17 protein-coding genes are annotated in these 19285 nt (G+C 71.6%); 8 read left to right on the top strand and 9 right to left on the bottom strand.

What is annotated here, in order from left to right; genetic code table 11:
* Positions 1 to 39 precede the first annotated feature (39 nt).
* The 4 genes from ABIC70_RS23470 to ABIC70_RS23455 all read right to left on the bottom strand — a co-directional run bounded on the left by ABIC70_RS23470 (position 40) and on the right by ABIC70_RS23455 (position 4900).
* Positions 40 to 1182, bottom strand: coding sequence for an extracellular catalytic domain type 1 short-chain-length polyhydroxyalkanoate depolymerase (locus tag ABIC70_RS23470; protein ID WP_502916038.1), 1143 nt, complete (start codon positions 1180 to 1182; stop codon positions 40 to 42).
* Positions 1183 to 1402: 220 nt separating this feature from the next.
* The gene (locus ABIC70_RS23465) at positions 1403 to 1822 is read right to left on the bottom strand and encodes a ribbon-helix-helix domain-containing protein (protein ID WP_279899963.1); all 420 of its coding nucleotides are present in this window, start codon (positions 1820 to 1822) and stop codon (positions 1403 to 1405) included.
* A gap of 523 nt (positions 1823 to 2345) precedes the next feature.
* Positions 2346 to 4271 carry a propionyl-CoA synthetase gene (locus tag ABIC70_RS23460; RefSeq protein WP_354441370.1) on the bottom strand — a complete coding sequence of 642 codons (1926 nt, stop codon included), beginning with the start codon at positions 4269 to 4271 and terminating at the stop codon, positions 2346 to 2348.
* Between the two features lie 446 nt (positions 4272 to 4717).
* Positions 4718 to 4900 (bottom strand): YdcH family protein, encoded by a 183-nt coding sequence (locus tag ABIC70_RS23455; protein ID WP_043347966.1) that lies wholly within the window; start codon positions 4898 to 4900, stop codon positions 4718 to 4720.
* Positions 4901 to 5031: 131 nt separating this feature from the next.
* On the opposite strand from ABIC70_RS23455, the gene ABIC70_RS23450 reads away from it, so the two are divergent.
* The 4 genes from ABIC70_RS23450 to ABIC70_RS23435 all read left to right on the top strand — a co-directional run bounded on the left by ABIC70_RS23450 (position 5032) and on the right by ABIC70_RS23435 (position 8181).
* The gene (locus ABIC70_RS23450) at positions 5032 to 5292 is read left to right on the top strand and encodes a YdcH family protein (protein ID WP_078947082.1); all 261 of its coding nucleotides are present in this window, start codon (positions 5032 to 5034) and stop codon (positions 5290 to 5292) included.
* A gap of 78 nt (positions 5293 to 5370) precedes the next feature.
* Positions 5371 to 5868, top strand: coding sequence for a 5-(carboxyamino)imidazole ribonucleotide mutase (gene purE / locus ABIC70_RS23445; RefSeq protein WP_043383443.1), 498 nt, complete (start codon positions 5371 to 5373; stop codon positions 5866 to 5868).
* The gene (locus ABIC70_RS23440) at positions 5865 to 6977 is read left to right on the top strand and encodes a 5-(carboxyamino)imidazole ribonucleotide synthase (protein WP_043383440.1); all 1113 of its coding nucleotides are present in this window, start codon (positions 5865 to 5867) and stop codon (positions 6975 to 6977) included. The genes purE and ABIC70_RS23440 overlap by 4 nt, the downstream gene beginning before the upstream one ends.
* Positions 6978 to 7308: 331 nt before the next feature.
* Complete coding sequence (locus ABIC70_RS23435; protein WP_043347979.1) at positions 7309 to 8181, top strand: tetratricopeptide repeat protein; 873 nt, start codon at positions 7309 to 7311, stop codon at positions 8179 to 8181.
* Between the two features lie 132 nt (positions 8182 to 8313).
* Here ABIC70_RS23435 and ABIC70_RS23430 read toward each other — a convergent pair whose 3' ends face one another.
* The 4 genes from ABIC70_RS23430 to ABIC70_RS23415 all read right to left on the bottom strand — a co-directional run bounded on the left by ABIC70_RS23430 (position 8314) and on the right by ABIC70_RS23415 (position 14344).
* Entirely contained in the window at positions 8314 to 9468 is a 1155-nt protein-coding gene (locus ABIC70_RS23430) for an acyl-CoA dehydrogenase family protein (RefSeq protein ID WP_354441366.1), read from the bottom strand.
* A gap of 248 nt (positions 9469 to 9716) precedes the next feature.
* Positions 9717 to 10913, bottom strand: coding sequence for an acyl-CoA dehydrogenase family protein (locus ABIC70_RS23425; RefSeq protein WP_354441364.1), 1197 nt, complete (start codon positions 10911 to 10913; stop codon positions 9717 to 9719).
* Positions 10914 to 10917: 4 nt separating this feature from the next.
* Positions 10918 to 12105: an acetyl-CoA C-acyltransferase gene (locus tag ABIC70_RS23420; protein ID WP_354441362.1), complete on the bottom strand. Its 1188-nt coding sequence runs from the start codon at positions 12103 to 12105 to the stop codon at positions 10918 to 10920.
* 166 nt (positions 12106 to 12271) lie between these two features.
* Positions 12272 to 14344, bottom strand: coding sequence for a 3-hydroxyacyl-CoA dehydrogenase NAD-binding domain-containing protein (locus tag ABIC70_RS23415; protein WP_354441360.1), 2073 nt, complete (start codon positions 14342 to 14344; stop codon positions 12272 to 12274).
* Between the two features lie 346 nt (positions 14345 to 14690).
* Between ABIC70_RS23415 and ABIC70_RS23410 the strand changes: the two genes are divergently transcribed.
* The 4 genes from ABIC70_RS23410 (at position 14691) to ABIC70_RS23395 (ending at position 18754) form a co-directional block, all read left to right on the top strand.
* Positions 14691 to 15707: an NAD(P)H-dependent flavin oxidoreductase gene (locus ABIC70_RS23410; RefSeq protein WP_354441358.1), complete on the top strand. Its 1017-nt coding sequence runs from the start codon at positions 14691 to 14693 to the stop codon at positions 15705 to 15707.
* A gap of 250 nt (positions 15708 to 15957) precedes the next feature.
* Positions 15958 to 16713: an enoyl-CoA hydratase-related protein gene (locus ABIC70_RS23405; RefSeq protein ID WP_354441356.1), complete on the top strand. Its 756-nt coding sequence runs from the start codon at positions 15958 to 15960 to the stop codon at positions 16711 to 16713.
* An 8-nt stretch (positions 16714 to 16721) separates the two neighbouring features.
* On the top strand, positions 16722 to 17537 hold the full coding sequence (locus tag ABIC70_RS23400) for an IclR family transcriptional regulator (protein WP_051976095.1): 816 nt from the start codon (positions 16722 to 16724) through the stop codon (positions 17535 to 17537).
* Positions 17538 to 17548: 11 nt separating this feature from the next.
* The gene (locus ABIC70_RS23395) at positions 17549 to 18754 is read left to right on the top strand and encodes a CaiB/BaiF CoA transferase family protein (protein WP_053609203.1); all 1206 of its coding nucleotides are present in this window, start codon (positions 17549 to 17551) and stop codon (positions 18752 to 18754) included.
* 125 nt (positions 18755 to 18879) lie between these two features.
* Here ABIC70_RS23395 and ABIC70_RS23390 read toward each other — a convergent pair whose 3' ends face one another.
* Positions 18880 to 19257 carry a PH domain-containing protein gene (locus ABIC70_RS23390; protein WP_043345852.1) on the bottom strand — a complete coding sequence of 126 codons (378 nt, stop codon included), beginning with the start codon at positions 19255 to 19257 and terminating at the stop codon, positions 18880 to 18882.
* Positions 19258 to 19285: the final 28 nt, after the last annotated feature.

Raw genomic sequence — 19285 nt, 5'->3', positions numbered from 1 at the left:
CGGACCGGCCGCGCCGTCGCTCGCCGCGGTCAGTCACGATCAGGCACGGTCCGCGGACGCTCCTTCCTGCGCCAGGAAGAACCGGACCATCTCGCCGCTGGCATCGGGCCCGCGCGGATCGGTGTAGGATCCGTCGGGGCTTCCGCCCGACCAGGCGTGCCCGGCCCCGTGCAGAACCCACTGCTCCAGCACCGGCCGGCCGGTCGCGTCGCTGCGGACCGTCCGGGTATAGGCCATGCCCCCGGGGCTCATGCCCCGGCTGACCGTCTCGTCCAGGCCCGGGGCCGGCACGGCCTGCGCCGCGACCCGATCGCCATTGACGGGATGCACGGTTCGGTCGCCGTCGCCGTGGAACACGATGGTTGGGACCGCCTGCCGATTCGGCCCCGGTGCCGACCCTTGCCCCTGCATGGCCGCGAAGGCGGTGGGCATGTCCCGGGCCGCCCCGCAGGCCAGCCCGGAATGGATGCCCACGGCCGCGAACAGGTCCGGATAGGTCGCCGCCAGGATCGCCGCCGCGGCGCCGCCGGCCGAGAGCCCGGCCGCGTAGACCCGGCCGGGATCGGCCGAGAACTCCGCCACGACCGACCGGGCGATGCCGGCGATCAGCGCCGGCTCGCCGCCCTCGCGGACTTGGTCGCCCGCCGCGTACCAGTTCCAGCAGCGCTGCAGGTTGGCCGACGGGGGCTGTTCCGGATAGGCGACCAGGAACGTCTGCTCCTCGGCCAGGGCGTTCATCCGCGTGCCGGCCGCGAAATCGTCGGGGTTCTGGGTGCAGCCGTGCAGCATCACGATGACGGGCAGGGCCTGACCCCGGTAGCCGCTCGGGACGTAGACCTTGTAGCCCCGGCTGCCGGCGGCCTCCGTGAAAACGCGATCCTCGAACCGCGCGCCGGGCGGGACTTCGGCGGCAGGGCGGCGGGCTGACGGGCCGGCATTCGGCAGCCGCTCGCGCAGGGCGCGCAACATCGCGGACAGGTCCGGGGCCGTCCCTGGTCGCGAACCGCCGCCTTGATCCGGCGCCGTCCAGGCACCGCCGGCCGCCGTCGGCGCCTCCATGTCGAGGGTCTGCTCGGCATGACCGGCGGTGCCGGGCCGGTCTGCCATGCCGCGTCGTGCCTCGGTCCATTGCGCGACGGCGACCTCCTGGCCGCGGCGGAACCGCGCCATCGCGTCCTGCATCCGGGCGGTCCGGTCCGCTGCCCCGGTTCCTCGCCCGGTTCCTGTCCCCGTTCCCCTGCCCTTCGCCGTCGCGGATCCGAAGGCGTGCGGGTCGAATTGCGGCATTCCGAACGCCGAAAGGTCGAGCTTCGACGGGTCAATCTTGGGGAAACGGAACATGGGGAGGATCCTCATACGGCGTGGTTCGGGTGGAGATTCCGCGCGACCGGGGCGCGGACGGTCAGGTGGTCCGGTCGGCCAGTGCCGCCTTGACGGCGGCGCTGGCCTGGAAGGCACCCAGGACCTCCACGGACGCGATCGCGGCCCGCGCCAGTTCGGGGGTGACGTCGGCGGCGATCGTGGCGAGGCCCAGGACCTGGATGTGCAGGGGCGAGCCGGCATCCCGGGCCGCTTCCAGGTCCGCGCGGGAGAAGTGCGAGAGCCCCAGCCGGAGCTTGCGCCGCGCCACCGACTGCCGGACCGCCTCCTCCTGCCGGTCCAGTTGATTGCGCACGGCCGTGCGGATGAAGTCGGCCCGGTTGGCGTAGAAGCCGTCGCGGACCATCAGGTCGACGCGCCCGAGATCGACGAAGCCGAGATTGACCGTGATCTTCTCGCTATCCGGCACCTTCGGACGGAGGTCGCGCGCGGTGTCGGTCATCGTCGAAACATCTCCAGGCCATCCCGTTGGATGGTCTAAAGATGGTGATGGGCATCCGAAGCGCAATGGGCGTTGGCGTATCGAGACCGGCGGCGGCGCCGCGCACGCCGGTCATGCGGCCCGGGAACCTGCCCGGCAGCCCGCGCGCGTTCTTCCCGGGGAGTGGTGGCGTCCCAGAGCGTGCCAGGGTCGCAGATTCCGTGCGGGATGGCGCAGGCTCGAGCGGTGCGGTGCCATCTGCCCCGCCCCCACCCGTCGCCTCTCCCCTGAGCGTGGGGGAGGCCGCACTCGCGTTCCCGGGGCAGTGGCGCCGGGCGGAGATCTGCGGATCACGCAGGCGCGCTGAGCGCGGCGGCCGCAGAGGGGCGACGGCGGGTCAGGGCGGCTGCCTCCTGCATCATCACCCTCACCGCCGCTCCGGCTCTATCCGCAGGACGCGGTTGGGCCGCGCGGTGTCCCGGCACCGCGCGGGGAGAACCGCCTGGACTCGGCGCCTGTCCCGATCACGGGACCGTCCGGCGCCTCAATCGGCGCCGATTCCCCGCCCCTTCAGGCTCTCGTCGATCTCGTCGAGGGCCGCGGCGTCGTCGATCGTCGCCGGCATCGTCCAGGGCTCGTGGTCGGCGATGCGCTTCATGGTGGCCCGCAGGATCTTGCCCGACCGGGTCTTGGGCAGCCGCGGCACGGTGAGGGCCAGCTTGAACGCCGCCACGGGGCCGATCTCGTCGCGCACCTTGGCCACGAGTTCCCGCTCGATCGTCTCGGTCGGCCGGTCGACGCCGGCCTTGAGCACCACGAAGCCGCAGGGGACTTCGCCCTTCAGGGCGTCCCGGATGCCGATGACCGCGCACTCGGCCACGTCCGGATGGCCCGCCAGCACTGCCTCCATGCCGCCGGTGGACAGGCGGTGCCCGGCGACGTTGATGATGTCGTCGGTGCGTCCCAGCACCGTGATGTAGCCGTCCGCGTCGATCACCCCGGCATCCGAGGTGTCGTAGTAGCCCGGGAACGTGGAAAGGTAGCTCGACCGCATGCGCGCGTCCGAGCCCCAGAGCGTCGGCAGGCAGCCAGGGGGCAGGGGCAGGCGGATCGCGATGGTGCCCATGGTCCCGGCCGGGACCGGTTTGCCGCCCTCGTCCAGCACCTCGACCCGGTAGCCCAGCATCGGCACGCAGGTGCTGCCGTGCTTCACCGGCAGGAGGCCGAGACCCATCGGGTTGCCGGCGATCGGCCAGCCGGTCTCGGTCTGCCACCAATGGTCGATCACCGGCCGGTTCAGCACCCGCTCGGCCCAGGCGACCGAATCGGGATCGGCGCGCTCGCCCGCGAGGAACAGGCTGCGGAAGGCGGAGAGGTCGTAATCGGCGATCCGGGCGCCGGCGGAATCCTCCTTCTTGATGGCCCGCAGCGCCGTCGGCGCGGTGAACAGGCACACGACCCCGTACTCGGCGACGACCCGCCAGAATGCGCCGGCATCCGGCGTGCCCACCGGCTTGCCCTCGTACAGGACCGTGGTGCAGCCGTGCAGGAGCGGCGCGTAGACGATGTAGGAGTGCCCGACGACCCAGCCGATGTCGGAGGCGCAGAAATAGGTCTCGCCGGGCTGGACGCCGTAGAGGTTCGGCATCGACCACGCGAGGGCGACGAGGTAGCCGCCGGTATCGCGGACCACGCCCTTGGGCTTCCCGGTCGTCCCGGAGGTGTAGAGGATGTAGAGCGGGTCGGTGGCGGCGACCGGCACGCAGGCCGCCCGCTGCCCCGCCGCACGGGCGGCCGCCACGGTCTCGGCCCAGTCGCGGTCCCGCTCCGGCATGAGCGTCGCGGCGGCCTGCGGGCGCTGCAGGATCAGGCAGGCTTCCGGCTTGTGGCGCGAGGCCGCGATCGCCGCGTCGAGGAGCGGCTTGTAGGCGACCACGCGGTTCGGCTCGATCCCGCAGGAGGCGGCGAGCACCACCTTCGGCGCCGCGTCCTCGATCCGCACCGCCAGCTCGTTGGCCGCGAAGCCGCCGAACACGACCGAATGCACCGCGCCGAGCCGTGCGCAGGCCAGCATGCCGAACAGGGCCTCGGGCACCATCGGCATGTAGAGGATCACCCGGTCGCCCTTGCCGACGCCGAGGCCGGCGAGGACGGCGGCCAGTACCGCCACCTCGTCGCGCAACGCGCGGTAGGTGATGCTGCGCTTGGTCCCGGTGACGGGCGAATCGTAGCGGATCGCCACCTGATCCGCCCGCGCTCCGTCGGCGTGACGGTCCACGGCATTGTGGCAGGCGTTCAGGGTGCCGTCCGGAAACCAGCGGCCGTAGGGGCCGGAATCCGGCGCGAAGGCCCGCTGCGGGACGTCCGCCCAGTCGAGCGCCTGCGCCGCGCCGAGCCAGAACGCCTCCGGGTCGCGGCGGGCCGAGTCGTAGATGTCCGGGTAGCGGCCCGGCAGGCTGGCTCTCGTCATCGGTTCGGCGTTTCCTCGCGGGCCGCTCTCCGGCGGCGGGGCCCAGAGTAGCGCATTCTTCCGCGGGTGCGAGGCCGGTTGTGGGTCGCCGGAACCCCCACGCGCCTTCGCTCGCGCGATCGGGGTGCTCCGTGACGCGTTCGCCGGATGCATCCCGGATCGGCGGCTTCGAAGCCGGGCGCCTCGGCGTGCCCGGCGGGAAATGCATCTGCCGGGAGGTCGCGGGTCGTCTGTTTCGATCCCCGGGCGTGCGGGCGCGGCAGGCGCCCCGTCGCCAAGGCTCCGGGGTCACATCCGCGAGAGCACGACGCCCGCCCGGATCGGCGATCCCCAGGCGGCCGTTTCTCCAAACGGGCGGTCGCAGAACGCAAAACCGCCGCACCGGTCTCCCGATGCGGCGGCAGCAGTCGTGCCGTTTCTGCTATCCGTGCGGATGGATCAGGGGCTCAGTGCAGCGTATTGCCGTTCGCCTGCAGCCTGTTGATCTCGTCCTTGAGAAGGAGTTTCCGTCGCTTCATCTCGGCGATGTGAAGGTCGTTCGCCGAAGGCCTGTGGATCGCTTCCTGAATCTCACGCTCGAGGGCTTCGTGCTTCCGGGCGAGTTGGTTCAGATGCGTCTGCAGCGACATGAGCCGAATCTCCTGTCATCGTTTCGACACACCGAGATTGGCACAAGATGCCGGACCTGTCGAAGCGTTTTCTGCTGCTAAGTCTGATGATTGCTTACCGCGCCGTCTTGTCCGGCGCCGGAGCGTGACGCATGCTCTCGGGCCATGAACGGTCTTCGGGTCCTCAGGTGACGATGGCGGACGAGGCGGGTGAGAGTGCGCAGTCGGACCTCCTGGGCGAACTGGCGCGGCTGCGCGAGGAGCACCGGGATCTCGACGGTGCCATCGAGGCGCTGGAGCGCAGCGTGGCTGGCGACCAGCTCCAGATCCAGCGTCTGAAGAAGCGCAAGCTCACCCTGCGTGACCGCATCTTCCACATCGAGGACGCGCTCACGCCGGACATCATCGCCTGATGCCGGTGGACGTCTTCGGGCCGCGCCTTGCCGCGGGCCCGCACCGCCTGTAAGCGCCCTCTTTTTCCGGGATCAACGATGGCGTCGCCTCCGGTCGCGATCATCATGGGCAGCCAGTCCGACTGGGCGACCATGCGGCATGCCGCCGAGACGCTCGATGCCCTCGGCGTACCCTACGATGCGCGCATCGTGTCGGCCCACCGCACGCCGGACCGGCTCGTGGCCTTCGCCAAAGGCGCGGTCGCGGCCGGCCTCAAGGTCGTGATCGCGGGGGCGGGCGGCGCCGCGCACCTGCCCGGCATGGCGGCCGCGATGACCCGCCTGCCGGTCTTCGGCGTCCCGGTGGAATCCAAGGCCCTGTCCGGCCAGGACAGCCTCCTCTCGATCGTCCAGATGCCGGCGGGCATCCCGGTGGGGACCCTGGCGATCGGCCGGGCCGGGGCCATCAACGCGGCCCTGCTCGCCGCCGCCGTCCTGGCGCTCGCCGATCCGGATCTGGCGGAGCGCCTGGAGGCGTGGCGCGCGGCCCAGAGCGCCTCGGTGGCCGAACGGCCGGTGACGGAAGAGAACGCGTGACGGACAAGATCCTCGGCCCCGGCTCCACCCTCGGCATCGTCGGTGGAGGCCAACTCGGGCGCATGATCGCGCTGGCGGCGGCCGATTACGGCCTCAAGGCGCACGTCTACGCCCCCGACGCGGACAGCCCCGCCTTCGACGTGGCGGCCCGGACCACCTGCGCGGCCTACGACGATGCCGAGGCGCTGGCCGCCTTCGCGCGCAGCGTCGATGTCGTGACCTACGAGTTCGAGAACATCCCGCACGCCACCGCCGACATCCTGGCCCGGCACGCCGCCCTGCACCCGAACGCGCGGGCGCTCTCGACCACGCAGGACCGCCTCTCCGAGAAGGAATTCATCAACGGGCTGGGCATCCCGACGGCGCCGTTCCGGGCGGTGGACACGCCCGACGATCTCGACCGGGCGATCGAGGTGATCGGCCTGCCGGCGGTGCTCAAGACCCGCCGCTTCGGCTACGACGGCAAGGGGCAGCGCATGCTCCGCGAGCGGGCCGAGGGCGACCGCAACGCCCTGTTCGCCGAGTTCGGCGGCGCGCCGCTGATCCTGGAGGGCTTCGTGCCGTTCGAGCGCGAGGTCTCCGTGGTGGGCGCCCGCGGGCGCGACGGCAGCTTCGCGGCCTACGACCTGTGCGAGAACGAGCACCGCGATCACATCCTCGCGCTGACGCGGGTGCCGGCCCCGGGCGTGGCCCCGGAGACGGGCCGCATCGCCCTCGAGATCGCCCGTCGGATCGCTGACGCCCTCGACTATGTCGGCGTCCTCGCCGTCGAGATGTTCCTCGTCCGCGAGGACGGGGCGGAGCGGCTCGTGGTCAACGAGATCGCGCCCCGGGTCCACAATTCCGGCCACTGGACCAGCGAGGGGGCGCTGACCTCGCAATTCGCCCAGCACGTGCGGGCCGTCTGCGGCTGGCCGCTGGGCGATCCGGGCCGGGTCGGCGGCCTGCCGGTGGAGATGCGCAACCTCATCGGCGCCCAGGCCGACGATTGGCACGCCCTGCTGGCCGAGCCCGGCGCCCATCTGCACCTCTACGGCAAGGGCGAGGCGCGTCCCGGCCGGAAGATGGGGCACGTGACCCGCCTCGGGCCCGTCCCGGCCGGTTCCTGAGGCTTCGAAGGCACACCTGCATCGTCGCATGGCGGTCGGAAGCCCGCCTGCGGCGTCCCGGAACCGTCGAGCCATACCTTCGCCACATCCCACCGCTTCCACCACAGCGTGGTCGGTTCCGAATGCTGTCGATCGATTCCGCCTGTACCGCCTTCGTCCCCGGGACGGGCGGGGGCCGGATCACGACGCGGCGCTTCTTAAGCCGGCCTTCACCGTGATGCGCGACGGTGCCCCGGATTCGGGCGTGCCCGGCGCACGGCGCGGGCTCTTGGACTGTGAGGGGCGAGGCGGGCACGCGCAAGGCGGGCGACGCCTCGGGGAGAGTGGGGCAATGAACGTACGCAACGGGCTGGGACGAAAGACGGCACTGATCGGCGCAGCCATGGTCTCGGCCGCCGGCCTCGCGGGCTGCGAGACCGTCGGGAGCGCGGCCGGCCCGCGGCAATACGCGGTCCTCGAGAAGGACACCACGGGGGCCACGAACGTCAACATCGCCTCCCTGACCGAGGTCGTGCAGCGCAACCCGAACGACGCGGCCGCCTACAACACCCGCGGCGCAGCCTATGCCCGCGCCGGCCAGTTCAACGATGCCATCGCCGACTTCACCAAGGCGATCCAGCTCGATCCGAACTCCGCCTCCGCCTACAACAACCGCGCCCTGGCGAGCCGCCAGATCGGCCGCGACGGCCCTGCCCTGCAGGACTTCACCAAGGCGATCGGGATCGATCCGAATTACGGCCCGGCCTATATCGGCCGCGCCAATGTCGAGCGCGCCCAGGGCAACCTCGACCAGGCGCTCAACGACCTCAACGTCGCGATCCGGCTGATGCCGGAATCGGCCGAGGCCTATCATGCCCGCGGCCTCGTGCGGCAGAAGCAGGGTCAGGACACGCAGGCGATCGCCGATTTCGACGCCGCCATCGACCGCGACCCCTTCAAGTCCGCGCCCTACGCCGCGCGCGGCCAGAGCCTGATCGCCACGAACCAGTACCCGAAGGCGATCGAGGACTACAACGCGGCCCTCAACGTCAACAACAAGGACGCCACCTCCTGGGCCTATCGCGGCCTGGCCTACGAGAAGTCGGGCCAGCGCAAGGAGGCGATGGAGAACTACCAGCGCGCAGCGACGATCGATCCGAACAACTCCGTCGCCCGCGCCGGCCTCGGCCGGGTGCAGGGTGGGGTCGGCTCGCTGTTCAACTGACCGCTCGACGGTCTGAAGGTGGTTTTAAAAGGTCTCCGCCTCCCCTGCCTGGGGCGGAGACCTGTTCGTCGGGGTTTCATCCCGACACCCCACCAAAGGGCACGCCCTTTGGAAGCCCCTTGTCCGCGTGGGTTACGCCGCCAGCAGTCCGTTCGCGTCCTGCGTGATGCGGCGCAGGTGATGGGCGGTGTCGCCGAGCTGGTACTCGATCATGGCGAGCCGCTTGAAGTGGTGGGCGCCGATATACTCGAGGGTCATGCCGATGCCGCCGTGGAGCTGCACGGCCTCCTGGCCGACATACCGGCAGGCCTTGTTGATCTGGACCTTCACGGCCGATAGGGCCGCCGCACGCGCCGCCGCATCCGGCGTGTCGACCATCATGGCGGCGTAGAGGGCCATCGAGCGGGCCTGCTCCAGCTGGATCAGCATGTCCACCGCCCGGTGCTGCAGCGCCTGGAACGAGCCGACGCTGACGCCGAACTGCTTGCGGGTCTTGAGGTACTCGACCGTGAGCGTGTGGAGCGCGTCCATGGAGCCCACCGCCTCGGCGGCGAGCCCCGCGATCCCGTGCTCCACCACCCGCTCCATCAGCGGCAGGCCGGCTTCGGGATCGCCCAGCGCCGCGTCGCCGGGCAGCGGCACCTCCGAGAAGGACACCTCCGCGGCCCGGCCGCCATCCTGCGTCGGGTAGGCCTCGATCGCGACGCCGGCGGCGTCGGCCGGGACCAGGAACAGGCCGATCCCCTGCGCGTCGCGCCGCTCCCCCGACACGCGGGCGGAGACCACCATCAGGCCGGCCGCGTCGGCGTTGGGTACGACGCTCTTGGCCCCGCTCAGCACGAAACCGTCGCCGGAGCGTCGGGCCGTGGTCGCCACGTCGGCGAGGTCATAGCGGGACTGGCGCTCGGTGTGGGCGAGGGTCAGGCGCAGGTCACCGGAGACCAAGTCGGGAACGAGGCGCGCCTTCTGCGCGGCGCTGCCGCCGAGCCGCAGGGCCGTCGAACCGAGAACGAGGCTCGCCAGCAGCGGCTCGACCACGAGGTTGCGGCCGACCGCCTCCATGACCAGCATGGTCTCGACCGGGCCGCCGCCGAGGCCGCCGTCCTCGTCCGAGAAGGGCAGTCCCGTGACGCCGAGTTCGGAAAAAGCCGCCCAGCCCTCCGCGGGGAAGCCGAGCGGCGCCTTGAGCCGCGCCTGCCGGCTTTCCAGGGACGGGTAGAGATCGGCGGCCAGCCGCTCGACGCTGTCGCGTAGGAGCGACTGGTCCTCGTTCAGGTCGAAATCCATGGTGGTTGTCCTCGGAAGTTCCCTCCCCCCTCTGCGGGGGAGGGTGGCCCCTGCGTCAGCAGAGGCCGGGAGAGGGGAACCCGGCTGCAGGACAGGGCGCGACCGGCATGAAGGGCGTGCCGCGTCCTGAAACGTCGCTCCCCTCTCCCGACCTCCTTCGGGGGCCAACCTCCCCCGCAGAGGGGGGAGGGAGAGCCGAGGCCGCGACCGCCGCGTTTCTCAAGCCTGCAAGCGGATCCGGGATCGTCTCACAACCCCAGAATGCCCTTGGCGATGACGTTGTGCTGGATCTCGTTCGAGCCGCCGTAGATCGAGACCTTGCGGTTGTTGAAATAGCTCGGCGCCGCCGCATCGACCCAGTCGAAGCCCCCGGGCAGGTTGTTGGCCCCTGCCCCGCGTGCCGGGGCGGCAAGCGCGAACGGCCCGGCGAGCTCCACCAGCAGCTCCGTCGCCGCCTGCTGGAGCTGCGAGCCGCGGATCTTGAGGAGCGAGGAGGCGGGGTCCGGCTCCACCGAATCCGCCCGGCCCTGCTTGGCCGCCACCCGCATCTGGGTGATCTCCAGGGCCTTCAGCTCGACCTCGACCTCCGCGACGCGGGACCGGAAGGCGGGATCGTCCCACATCGTGCCGGGTCCGGCCGGCATTTCCCGGGCGAGGCGCTTGATCCGGGCGATCCGCTCCTTGGTTAGCCCGATCCGGGCGATGCCGGTCCGCTCGTTGGCGAGCAGGAATTTCGCGTAGTCCCAGCCCTTGTTCTCCTCACCGACCAGGTTCTCGACCGGCACGCGGACAGAGTCGAAGAAGACCTCGTTGACCTCGTGCCGGCCCTCCAGGGTGAGGATCGGGCGCACGGTGATGCCGGGCGTCGTCATGTCGATGAGCAGAAAGGAGATGCCCCGCTGCTTCTTGGCCTCGAAGTCGGTGCGGACCAGGCAGAAGATCCAGTCGGCGTGCTGGCCGAGCGTCGTCCAGGTCTTCTGGCCGTCCACGACGTAGTGGTCGCCGTCGCGCACGGCCTTGGTCTTGAGCGAGGCGAGGTCGGAGCCGGCCCCGGGCTCGGAGAAGCCCTGGCACCACCAATCGTCGAGATTGGCGGCGCGCGGGAGGAAGCGCTCCTTCTGGTCCTGCCGGCCGAAGGTCGCCAGCACCGGGCCGAACATGTAGCAGTTGAACTGCTGCGGCAGGGGTACCGCCGCCTGGAACAGCTCCTCCGTGTAGATGTAGCGCTGGATCGAGGTCCAATCCCGGCCGCCAAATTCCTGCGGCCAGTGCGGCACCGCCCAGCCCTTGGCGTTGAGGATCCGCTGGCTGGTGACGTAGTCGTCCTTCGAGAGACTGCGCCCCTCCGAGACCTTTTTTCGGATCTCGGCCGGGATCTCCGTCCGGCAGAAGTTCCGGACCTCGTCGCGGAACGCGATTTCCTCGTCGGTGAAGCGCAGATCCATCGATTCAGCTCCGGGCGATCTCGAACAGGCCGGCACAGCCCTGGCCGCCGGCGACGCACATGGTCACCACGGCGTAGCGCGCGCCGCGGCGGCGGCCTTCCAGCAGGGCGTGGCCCACGAGCCGCGCCCCCGACATGCCGAACGGGTGGCCGACCGCGATGGCGCCGCCGTTGACGTTGACCGTGTCCGGGTCGATCCCGAGCTTGTCGCGGCAATAGACCGACTGGGACGCGAAGGCCTCGTTCAGCTCCCAGAGGTCGATGTCGGAGACCCGCAGGCCCTGCCGCTCCAGAAGCCGCGGCACCGCGAAGACGGGGCCGATGCCCATCTCGTCCGGCCCGCAGCCGGCCGATGCGAAGCCCCGGAAGATGCCGAGGGGCTCGAGGCCGCGCCGCGCCGCCTCGTCGGCCGACATCAGCACGCTGGCCGAGGCGCCGTCCGAGAGCTGGCTGGCATTGCCCGCCGTGATGAAGGCGCCCTCCCCGCGCACGGGCTTGAGCTTGGCGAGCCCCTCCAGGGTCGTGTCCGGCCGGTTGCCCTCGTCCTTGGCGAGCCGGGTCTCGACCTCCCGGGTCTCGCCGGTGGCCTTGTCGGTCACCGCCATGACGGCGCTCATCGGGACGATCTCGTCGTCGAGCAGCCCGCGTTCCTGCGCGGCGGCGGTGCGGCGCTGGCTCTCCAGGGCGAAGAGATCCTGCGCCTCCCGGGAGATCCGGTAGCGCTCCGCCACGATGTCGGCGGTCTCGATCATCGGCATGTAGATCGCCGGCAGGTGGGCCTCCAGCCACGCGTTGCGGGTCAGCTCCCGCTGCACCTTCGGCTGCACGAGGCTGATCGACTCGACCCCGCCGGCCACCGCCACCGGCACGCCGTCGAGGATGATCCGGCGCGCCGCGCTGGCGATCGCCTCCAGGCCCGAGGCGCAGAAGCGCGAGACGGTGACGCCGGCCGACTCGACCGGGATCCCCGCCACCAGGGCGGCGTGGCGGGCGACGTTGCCGCCCGTGGCGTTCTCCGGATAGCCGCAGCCGAGCACCACCTCCTCGACCGCTTCCGGCTCCAGCCGCGCCCGGTCCAGGGCGCCGCGGATCGCGTGGGCGGCCAGATCGGCGCCGCGGGTGAGGTTCAGCGCGCCGCGATGGGCCTTGCCGATGGGCGTGCGAGCGGTCGCGACGATCACCGCGTCGGTCATGCCGGAATCCTCTGGGGTTCCCAAAGGGCGTCACGCCCTTTGGTGGGGTGTCGGGGCGAGGCCCCGACGGATGCGGCCTCGGCCGTCAACAGGGCGCTGCCCTGCACCCGCGAAAGGTCCCGGACCTTTCGAAACCGGGACTTGGTGTGCGCAAGCCGACACGGCATCAGGCCGAAGCCTTCCACTCGGCGAAGCGGCCATCTTCGGCGGCGAGGCGCTTCAGGAGCGGCGCCGGTTCCTGGCTGTCGTCGCCGGTCTCGGCCGCGAAGCGCGACAGCGCCTCGGCGACCGTCCGCAGCCCGACCGTATCGGCCCAGTGCATCGGGCCGCCGCGCCAGGCCGGCCAGTTGTAGCCGTTGATCCAGATCGTATCGATGTCGCTCGGACGGGCCGCAACGCCCTCCTCCAGGATCCGCGCGCCCTCGTTGACCATCGGGTACATCAGCCGCGCCACGATCTCGTCCGGCGTGAAGCTGCGGCGCGCGATGCCGTGCTCGGCGGCGACGCGGGCGATCAGGGCCTCCACGTCCGGGTCGCGGGTGCCGGTGCGGGCGCCGTCCGGGTAGAGGTAGAAGCCGCGGCCGGTCTTCTGGCCGTAGCGGCCCTGCTCGGCCAGCGAATCGGCGACCGGCGCCCGGCCTCCGAAATCCTTGCGCGAGCGCCAGCCGATATCGAGCCCCGCGAGATCGCTCATGGCGAAGGGGCCCATCCGGAAGCCGAAACCGGTCACCGCCGCGTCGACCTCGTGCGGCAGCGCCCCCTCGAGCAGCAGGCGCTCGCCGGCGCGGCTGCGGCGCTCCAGCATGCGGTTTCCGACGAAGCCGAAGCAGACCCCCACCGTCACCGGCAGCTTGTTGAGGCGCTTGCCGAGATCCAGGGCGGTGGCGAGCACGTCCGGCGCGGTCTTCTCGGCCCGGACTACCTCCACGAGGCGCATGACGTTGGCGGGGCTGAAGAAGTGCAGGCCGAGCACGTCCTGCGGCCGGCTCGTCACCGCCGCGATGGCGTTCACGTCGAGGTAGGAGGTGTTGGTGGCCAGGATCGCGCCAGGTTTGGCGATGGCGTCGAGCTTGGAAAAAATCTCCCGCTTGACGCCCATGTCCTCGAAGGCTGCTTCGATGACGATGTCGGCCTCCGCGGCGTTCTCCAGGCCGATCGCCCCCGTGATCCGGCCGACCCGCTCGTCGCGCTGCGCCTCGGTGATCGAGCCGCGCTTGGCCGAGCCGGCATAGAGGCCCCTCACCCGGTCGAGACCGCGCTCCAGGGCACCGGCCTCCGTTTCGATCACCGTCACGGGGATGCCGGCATTGGCGAAGCACATGGCAATCCCGCCGCCCATCGTGCCGGCGCCGATCACCGCCGCCGTCCGGATGGGGCGGCGGGGCGTGTCCTTCGGCAGGCCGGGCACCCGCGCCGCCTCGCGCTCGGCGAAGAAGGCGTAGCGCAGGGCCTTCGAGCGCGGATCCTCCACCAGGGTGCGGAACTCGGCCCGCTCCACCGCGACGGCGGCGTCGAAATCCTGCTCCAGGCCGGCGCGCACGGCCCGCACCAGGGCGTGGACGTTGGTGGCGTCGGGATCCCGCTTCACCGCCTCGGCAGCCAGGCTCTCGAACCGCTCCCGGGCCTCCGGCGTGAGCTTCTCCGACCGGTCGCGCACCCGCGGGAGGCGGCCCGCATCGGCCAGTTCCAGGGCCCGGGTCCGGGCCTCCGCCACGAGGTCGCCCAGGACCACGGCGTCGACGATGCCGAGCGCCGCCGCCTTCTCGGCGGAGACGGGCTCGCCGGTGAGCATCATCGGGGAGGCGGCGTCGGGGCCGATCAGGCGCGGCAGGCGCTGCGTGCCCCCCGCCCCCGGGATGATCCCGAGCTTGATCTCCGGCAGGCCGAGCTTGACGGCGGGCGCCGCGACCCGGCCGTGGCAGGCCATCGCCAGTTCGAGGCCGCCGCCGAGGGCCACGCCGTTGATGGCCGCCACCACGGGCTTCGGGCTGGTATCGAGGCGGTCCAGGATGTCGGGCAGGCTCGGCGGCTGCTGCGGCTTGCCGAACTCGGTGATGTCGGCCCCGCCGACGAACACCTTACCCTCGGCGGCCAGCACAATCGCGCGGACCGATTCGTCCGCGATGGCCTGGTCCAGGGCCCCGTCGAGGGCGGCCCGCAACGCGGCACCGAGCGCGTTGACCGGCGGGTTGGCGAGCGTGAGCACGGCCACGCCGCCATCGACCTCCTGACGAACCACACAACACTCCCTGTCATTCTGCAATGCAGAATAATGGTCTGCACGTTGGATGAATGTTGGTCCGGGTCGACGCGAGCGTCAAGCGAGGGCCGTGAATCGTCTGCGGCTGACGTCATCTCCGAACCGATCATTCTGCATTGCAGAAATCGACGGATGCTGCCGTTTGACCCGCGCCCCGGCGCCATGTCATCAAAACGGCCCCGGGCGGGACTCGGTTGCGGTCGCCGCCGGGTGAGCGATGATCGGGCTGCCCGAAGCAGGGGAGGATCGCGGTGCGTGGCATCCATCGGGGCGAGCGGCCCGGGAGCGCCTGTCCGGCGCGGAATCGGGCGGCAGGGAGCGGGCGGTGAGCGACGGTCCCGAGCAGACCCTGTCCGGGCGCCTGCCCGAAGCCCTGCGCGGACGCCTCGCCCTGCCGGTGATCTGCGCGCCGATGTTCATCGTCTCCGGGCCGGAACTGGTGATCGCCCAGTGCCTGTCCGGCGTGGTCGGCTCGTTCCCGGCGCTCAATGCCCGGCCCGCCGCTCTGCTCGACGAATGGCTCACGCGGATCACGCGAACGCTTGCGGAGGCCCGGGCGGCCGAACCGTCGCGCAAGGTCGCGCCCTTCGCGGTGAACCAGATCGTCCACGCGTCCAACGACCGGCTGGCCCAGGACGTCGAGGCCTGCGTCCGGCACCAGGTGCCGATCATCATCACCTCGCTGCGGGCGCCCGACGCGGTGATCCGCCCGGTTCACGCCTATGGCGGCGTGGTCTTCCACGACGTCACCACCGTGCGCCATGCCGAGAAGGCGCTGGAGGCCGGGGTCGACGGGCTGATCCTCGTCTGCGCCGGCGCGGGCGGGCATGCCGGCACGCTGAGCCCCTTCGCCCTCGTCGGCGAGATCCGGCGGTTCTACGGCGGTCCGCTGATCCTCTCGGGGGCGATCACCTCGGGCGCGGCGATCCTGGCCGCCCAGGCCATGGGGGCCGACCTCGCCTACATGGGCACCCGGTTCATCGCCACCCGGGAGGCGAACGCCGCCCCCGCCTACAAGGACATGATCGCCGGCAGCGCGGCCGCCGACATCCTCTACACCCCCTACTTCACCGGCGTGCCGGGCAACTACCTGACGCCCAGCATCCGCGCCGCCGGGCTCGATCCCGAGGCGCTGCCGGTGCGCGACAAGACCGCGATGAATTTCGGCAGCGGCGGCGTGAAGGCGTGGCGGGACGTCTGGGGCGCGGGCCAGGGCGTCGGCACCATCGCGGACGCCCCGGCCACCGCCGACCTCGTGGCCCGTCTCGCGCGGGAATACGCGGCGGCGCGGGGGCGGATGGCCGGCCTGTCGGCGGAGTACGCGGGCGAGGCCGTGCCGTGAGCGTCCGGGTGCATCCGCCTCTCGCGGCGCAGGCGGCTCGTCTCATCCCCTTCACGGGATGGGCGATGGAAGTCCGGGCTCCGGATATCCGAGCTTCGGCGCCCCAGCGCGGTGCCGGTCCCCGCCCCCGGACGGGGGCGGAAGCCTGTCGCGCTCCGTCGGCGATGGCGGGGGGCACGCGAATCTCGCCGCCCGTTGCCCGTCCGGCGAGGGGACAGCGGCCTGCTCGGGAGACGGGGGCGCGACTGTGATGTGTGAATCCGCCCCCCCGAACCTGCGCGTCGCCGACCCGGAGCCCGGGATCCGGCTCGTCACCATCGACCGGCCGGAGCGGCGCAACGCCCTCGATCGGGCGACCTATGCGGGCCTGACCGCGGCCATCGAGGCCGTGGCCCGGGACGAGGCGGTGCGCGCCGTCGTGCTCACCGGCGCCGGCGGCTGCTTCACCGCCGGCAACGATCTCAAGGATTTTCAGGACGTCGAGACCGGCGGCGACAGCCCCGGCCTGACCTTCCTCAAGGCTCTGCGCGCCTGCCCGAAGCCAGTCCTGGCGGCCGTGGAGGGCCATGCGGTCGGGATCGGCACGACGCTGCTGCTTCATTGCGATCTCGCCTATGCGGGGGACGGCGCCCGGTTCCGCCTGCCCTTCACGGCGCTCGGCCTCAGCCCGGAGGGCGGATCGAGCTACCTGCTGCCCCTGGTGGCGGGTTCGAAGCGCGCCGCCGAACTCCTGATGCTCGGCGAGCCCTTCACGGCCGCGGAGGCCGCCGCGGCGGGCCTCGTCAACGCCGCCGTCCCGGCGGGGATGGCGCTGGAGACCGCCCTGGGCAAGGCGCGCGCGCTCGCGGCCCTGCCCCCGCTCTCGATCGCCGCCACCAAGCAGGCCCTGCGCCGTGGCCACGAGGAAGCTGTTGTCCGGACGCTCGGCGAGGAGGCGGAGGTCTTCCACGCGCTCCGCCGCGCCCCGGAGGCGCAGGCGGCCTTCGCGGCGTTCCTGCACCGATGAGGGCGCAGATGGATGCGGACGCGGCCCTGCTGGCCGATCCCGACACCGCCGGACTCGGCGCGAAGGAGGACCGGCACTTCGTGACGGCCCTCGCGCGGGGGCTGTCGGTGCTGGCCTGCTTCGGCCCGGGGCGCACGAGCCTCGCCAACCACGACATTGCGGAGGCCTGCGGCCTGCCGCGCTCCACCGTGTCGCGGCTCACCTACACGCTGACCAAGCTCGGCTACCTGCAGCATTTGCCCGAGATCGGCCGCTACCGCCTCGGCACGGCGACGATCGCGCTCAGCTCGGCGGCTCTCGGAGGCCTCGACGTCCGCGGCATCGCCCGGCCCGTGCTCCGCGCCGTGGCCGAAGCCGCCAACGCCTCGGTGGGACTCGGCGTCCGCGACCGTCTCAGCATGCGCTACGTCGATTGCCAGCGCGGCCCGGCGGCGATCTCGCTCAACCTCGATACCGGCTCGCGCATCTCCCTCGCCCGCAGCGCCATGGGCCGAGCCTACGTGGCAATCTGCACGGATCGCGAGCGCGAGGGCATTTACGAGGACCTGAAGGCCCTGGACCCGGTCGCCTGGCCCGCGCTCCGGGCCGGTCTCGACCGGGCCGTGGCCGAGCATCGGGAGATCGGCTGCTGCACCTCGTTCGGCGAGTGGCAGGAAACCGTCTGCGCCATCGCGGTGGGGTTCCATCCCGGCGGCGGCCTGCCGCCCATGTCGGTCAATTGCGGCGCCCCCACCGTCATCACCGACGCACGCTTCCTCATGGAGGTGGCGCGCCCGAGACTCATCGCAGCCGTCCGCAGCCTCGACGGCGTCATGGGAGCCTGAGGATGTCCGCGATGGATGCCGAATCCGCCACCGACGACCTGCCGCTCGCCGGGATCCGCGTCCTCGACCTGTCCCGGGTCCTGGCGGGGCCGTGGTGCGCGCAGGTGCTGGGCGATCTCGGCGCCGACGTGATCAAGATCGAGCACCCGGAGCGCGGCGACGATACCCGAGACTGGGGCGTGCCCACGAGCCCCGGCAACACCTCGTATTTCGACAGCGTGAACCGCAACAAGCGCTCCATCGGTATCGATCTCGCCACCCCGGACGGGCTGGCGATCGTCAAGGCGCTCGCGCGCGAGAGCGATGTCCTGGTGCAGAACTTCAAGACCGGCGGGGCCGAGAAGCTCGGCCTCGGCTACGGCGACCTGTCGGCGGAGAATTCCGGCCTGATCTACTGCTCGATCGCCGGCTACAGTTCCGACGGCTCTGAGGCCGGACGACCCGGCTACGACCTCGTCGTGCAGGGTGAATCCGGTGTGATGGCGCTCAACGGCGAGGCTGGAGGGCCGCCGCTCAAGTTCGGGGTCGCGGCGGTCGATCTGTTCACCGGGCAGTTCGCGGCCCAGGCCGTGCTGGCGGCCCTGTACCAGCGGGAGCGGACCGGACGGGGCAAGACGATCGACCTCGCTCTGTTCGATTGCGGTGTCGCGCTGACCTCCTATTACGGCCTGGAGGCGCTGGCCCGGGGCATCGATCCGCCCCGCTACGGCAATGCCCATCCCTCGATCGTGCCCTACGGCGTATTCGAGGCCGGCGACGGGCCGGTGGTGATCACGGTCGGCAACAACGGGCAGTACCGCCGCTTCTGCGAGCAGGTGCTGGAGCGGCCGGACTGGGTCGCCGACCCGCGCTTCGCCACCAACCTCGATCGGTCGCGCAACCGCGCCGCCTTCATCCCGGTGCTGGAGGCGGAACTCGCCAAGTGGGAGCGCGCGCCGCTGATCGCGCGGCTCAGGGCCGCGGGCATCCCCTGCGGCGAGGTGATGGGCCTGCGCGAGGCGCTCACCTGCGACCGGGCCCAGGAGGCCGGGCTGGTGGTGACGGCGCCCGGCAATGCCCACGTCATCGCCCCGCCCTATCGGCTCGACGGCCGCCGGCTGCCGGTGCGGCGCATGCCGCCGGGCCTCGGGGATTCGAGCGCCGAGATCCTGGCCGAGGAGCTGGACTATCCGGAGGGCGCGCGCGACGCGCTGCGGGTCAAGGGCGTGGTCCGGTAGGCAGGTCGCCTCCTGCAGGTCGCCTCCTGCAGGTCGCCTCCTGCAGGTCGCCTCCTGCCGTCGCGTACCGTGGACGGCTCGCCGCGGGTCGGAGCGGGCCGTCATCCGCGCGGTCGGGCCGTGGGCTAGCGCAGCACGCCTTCGGCCAGGGCCCGTTGGATGCCCCGGATGTCCGCGCCCTTCTTCAAGGTCCGCTGGATCGGCTCCGCCGCGCCCGAGACCCAGATCTTCAACTCGGCGTCGAGGTCGAACGTACCGGCGGTCTCGACCGAGAAGCGCACGATCGCGCGGTACGGCACCGACAGGAACTCGACCTTGCTGCCGGTCACGCCCTGGACGTCGATCAGGATGACGCGGCGCTCGGTGAACACGAACACGTCCCGGATGATCTTGAAGGCGAGCCGCGCCGTCTCGCCGTCGATCAGGATGCCGTCGAGCCGGCGCTCCAGGGAGGCCGCATCGACGGCCGAGCCGTGTCCGAGCAATCCGTCCAGAAGGCCCATGGCCGATCATCTCGTGCTGGTCCGCGTC

It is taken from the genome of Methylobacterium sp. 1973 (genome assembly GCF_040545035.1).
GTDB classification, from domain to species: Bacteria; Pseudomonadota; Alphaproteobacteria; order Rhizobiales; family Beijerinckiaceae; genus Methylobacterium; species Methylobacterium fujisawaense.
The sequence above is the reverse complement of the archived record's forward strand: the minus strand, read 5'-3'. Positions and strand labels throughout refer to the sequence as shown.